A 3,200-nucleotide genomic window follows, 5' to 3' on the forward strand; every position below is an offset into this window, starting at 1 on the left:
GCCGGCAGCGGCGCCAGCCGGCACTGCCATTCGTCCGGGTCGACGCCGTTGGGCACCACGTGCAGCTTGTGCGGCGCCATCCCGCGCGCGGCCATGTGCGCCGCCGCGTTGGGCAGCAGCGAGATCACGGTGTCGGCGTGGCGGTAGGCGTAGTCCTCGGCGGCCTGCATCAGCAGGATGAAGGGATGCCAGCGCGACATGCCGCCCAGCAGCATCGGCGACAGCGGCCACAGGTCGTGCACCTCGAACGCCAGGCGGGCGCCGGCCAGGCGGGCGATGCGGCGCGCCGGCCAGATGTCGGCCGGGTAGGTGCTGGAGGCGATCACCAGGTCGGGCCGGTCGGCGCGCGCCAGCGGCCGGGCGCCGCGGTACAGCGCGGCCACGAAGGCGGCCATGTTGGCCGCGCGTGCCACACCGTTGCCGTGGTAGGTGGGCGCCGCGTGCCAGCGGTAGGCGATGCCGTCGATGGTCTCGTCCAGCACGGCCTGCCCGCCCAGCTGCGGCGCGCGGTTGCGCAGGTGGCTGTGGGCGGCGGCCACGATGCGCACGCGGTGGCCGGCGCGCACCCATTCGCGCGCCAGGAAATACGGCCGGTATTCCATGCCGTGGCGGACCGAGCCGGCGTAGTGGTTGATCAGCAGGATGTTCATGGTCGCTCCCTGGCGTTACCAGCGCCACGCCTCGACCAGGCGCAGCAGGTTGTGGCGGCTGCTGGCGGCCCAGTTGGTGCGCCATTGGGCCGGGTGGGTCAGCAGGCAGATGCGGCGGTGGCGGCCCAGCGCCTGCTGCGGCGGCTGCGGATAAAAGTACTGCGGCGCCGGGCGGTCGCTGATGTACAGGTCGAAGCTGGCCAGCAGCGCCGGGTCGTAGCATTCGCAGGCGATGCCGCAGCGGGCGCGCAGCGCGGGGTCGTCCAGCAGCTCGCAGTTGACCATGCCGAGCCGGCGGTTGGCGAAGTCGCCGTGGCTGGCGACGGTGGACATCTTGCCGCCCAGGCCGGCCTCGATGCGGCGGAAGTTGCGCTCGAACTCGGCGCGGATCTCGGGCAGGCGGGCGCGCACGGCGTCGGCCTGCTTGAGGTGGGCGCGCTTGGCGTAGGTGGCCACCTCCTCGTAGTGGTAGCTGGCCTCGCTGCCGTAGCGTTCGATGTCGCGCATCAGGCCGAAGTCCAGCGTCGACAGGCGGAAGTAGTAGCTGGCGTGCACGCCGTGCTGCTGCTCCAGCGCGAACAGCGCGCGCGCGGTGCGCAGGTCGGTGTCGATGTCGTGGCGGTGCACCAGCACCGGGCTGTCGGGCGCGCCCGACTGCAGCGCGGCCAGCCAGCCGCGCACCGAGGTCTGGCGGTAGCCGGCCTGGCTGGCCTGCTGCAGCAGCGCGGCGTAGTGGTGCAGCCGCGACGGCATCAGGTAGTCGCTGTAGAGGCGGCGCAGGATGGTGTTCATAGCAGCGTGTACCGTGCGCGGTAGGGGGCGAAACCCAGCATGGTCTTGAACTGGCGCAGACCGGGCCGGGCGCCGAAGAAGGTGTCGTACATCAGGTAGTGCGGGCCGTGGCCGGCCTGCAGGTCCTGCAGCAGCTCGACCACGATGTCGGTCACCATCAGGTGCATGGCGCCGTCGTTGTTGCGGTAGCCCAGCAGCTGCGAGAAGGCGGCGAAGTTGCCGTAGTGGCCGACGTTGCAGTAGGCGGTCAGCCGGCCGTCCTTGCTGAACACGCCGTAGTAGCGGAAATGGCTCAGCGCTTCATAGCGCGGCGGCTTGTGCTGGTAGCCGGCGTCCATCGGCCGGCCCTGGCGGTTGGCGCTGCTGGTGTTGATGGCGTGGATGGCGTCGATGTGCTCGTTGCGGTCGATGCGCGCCAGCGTGTAGCCGCGCCGCCTGGCCTTGCCGGCGTAGCTGGCGCCGCCGCCGCGCCCGGTGATGCTGGCCAGGTAGGCGGCCGGCGTCGGGTGGCGGCGCAGGTCGATCAGCGCCACGCCCAGCTGCTTGTGGCCGAACAGCTTGTATTTCGGATGCGGCCGCGTGAAGCGGCGGTGCGTGTCGAGCACGTCGGCTGGATGCAGGCGTGGGTCGAAGGTCAGGCTCGCCACAGGCAGGCGGGCGACGTCCAGCAACAGGCGGAACGGACGAGTAAGCGTGGCGATCATGCCGGCATCTCCCTCAATAAATGGAATAACGGACGCGGTAGGGCGCGAAGCCCAGCTTTTTCTTGAACTCCCGCAGGCCCGGCAGGGCCCCCAGGTAGGTGTCGTACATCAGGTAGTTCAGCTGGCCTTCGTCGATCAGGCGGCAGGCGATGTCGGCCAGCAGCAGGTACATCAGGCCGTCGCTGGTCTTGTAGCCCAGCAGGTGGTCGGTGGCGGCGAAGTCGCCGTAGATGCCGAGGTCGCAGTACGCGGCCAGCCGGCCGTCCTTGTCGAGCACGCCGTAGTAGCGGAAGCCGTCAACCGCGACGAAGTGCTCGGCGCGGGCGGCGTAGGCCGGATCCATCGGCCGGCCCTGGCGCTGCGCCAGCGAGGTGTTGATGCGGTGGATGTCGTCCACGTAGTGGTTGCGGTCGATCTCGGCCACGCGGTAGCCGTGCGCGCGGGCGCGCCGGCTCTGGTAGCCGGCGTAGTCCTTGCGGCCGACCGCCTGCAGGTAGGCGGCGCTGTCGCGGTAGGCGCGCAGGTCGAGCAGGGCGACGCCGAGCGACTTGAAGCGCACCAGCTTGCAGCGCGGATGCGGGCTGGTGAACAGCGCGTGGGTGCGCTCGACCAGTTCGGGATTGACGGCGCGCTCGAAGCGCAGCCGCGCGCGCGGCAGGCGCAGCACGTCGGCGACCAGCCGCAGCTGGGCGGGCAGGGCGTGGAGGCGGTCAGAGGTTTTCATAGTAGCGCAGTAGTTGCTCGGCTTCGCCGCGCCAGTGGTAGCGCGCCAGCACGGCGGCGCGGCCGTTCTGGCCCATGCGGCGCGCCAGTTCGGGCTCGGCGGCGAGGCGGTCGATGGCGGCGGCGATGGCGGCCGGGTCGCGCGGATCGACGCACAGGCCGCAGCCGGCGTCGTCGACAATGCGGCGCCACAGCGGGAAGTCCGAGGCGATCACGGCGATGCCGGCCGCCATGTATTCGAACAGCTTGACTGGCAGCGCGTCCAGGTGGTTGGCGGCCGGCAGCAGCGTGACCAGGCCGGCGCGCGAGGCGGCCATCAGCGCGGCCACGC

At 71.1% G+C, this 3,200-nt stretch carries 5 protein-coding genes; all 5 read right to left on the bottom strand.

Annotated features, from left to right (window positions below; genetic code table 11):
• A partial coding sequence (locus tag GTP90_RS35140) for a glycosyltransferase (protein WP_161087848.1) occupies positions 1–650 on the bottom strand: 650 nt, incomplete at its 3' end.
• 15 nt (positions 651–665) lie between these two features.
• Complete coding sequence (locus tag GTP90_RS35145; protein ID WP_161087849.1) at positions 666–1,442, bottom strand: polysaccharide deacetylase family protein; 777 nt, start codon at positions 1,440–1,442, stop codon at positions 666–668.
• Positions 1,439–2,146, bottom strand: coding sequence for a hypothetical protein (locus GTP90_RS35150; RefSeq protein WP_161087850.1), 708 nt, complete (start codon positions 2,144–2,146; stop codon positions 1,439–1,441). Before GTP90_RS35150 ends, GTP90_RS35145 begins: the two co-directional genes overlap by 4 nt.
• Positions 2,147–2,159: 13 nt before the next feature.
• Positions 2,160–2,870: a hypothetical protein gene (locus GTP90_RS35155; protein WP_161087851.1), complete on the bottom strand. Its 711-nt coding sequence runs from the start codon at positions 2,868–2,870 to the stop codon at positions 2,160–2,162.
• The coding region (locus tag GTP90_RS35160) for a glycosyltransferase (protein WP_161087852.1) at positions 2,857–3,200 on the bottom strand (344 nt) is incomplete at its 5' end. The genes GTP90_RS35155 and GTP90_RS35160, both read right to left, overlap by 14 nt.

This window comes from Duganella vulcania, from assembly GCF_009857655.1.
Classification (GTDB): domain Bacteria; phylum Pseudomonadota; class Gammaproteobacteria; order Burkholderiales; family Burkholderiaceae_D; genus Rugamonas; species Rugamonas vulcania.

Bases quoted from the DNA above. Each gene is read 5' to 3' on its own strand.
- GTP90_RS35145 (WP_161087849.1), bottom strand. From the start codon at position 1,442: ATGAACACCATCCTGCGCCGCCTCTACAGCGACTACCTGATGCCGTCG.
- GTP90_RS35150 (WP_161087850.1), bottom strand. From the start codon at position 2,146: ATGATCGCCACGCTTACTCGTCCGTTCCGCCTGTTGCTGGACGTCGCC.
- GTP90_RS35155 (WP_161087851.1), bottom strand. From the start codon at position 2,870: ATGAAAACCTCTGACCGCCTCCACGCCCTGCCCGCCCAGCTGCGGCTG.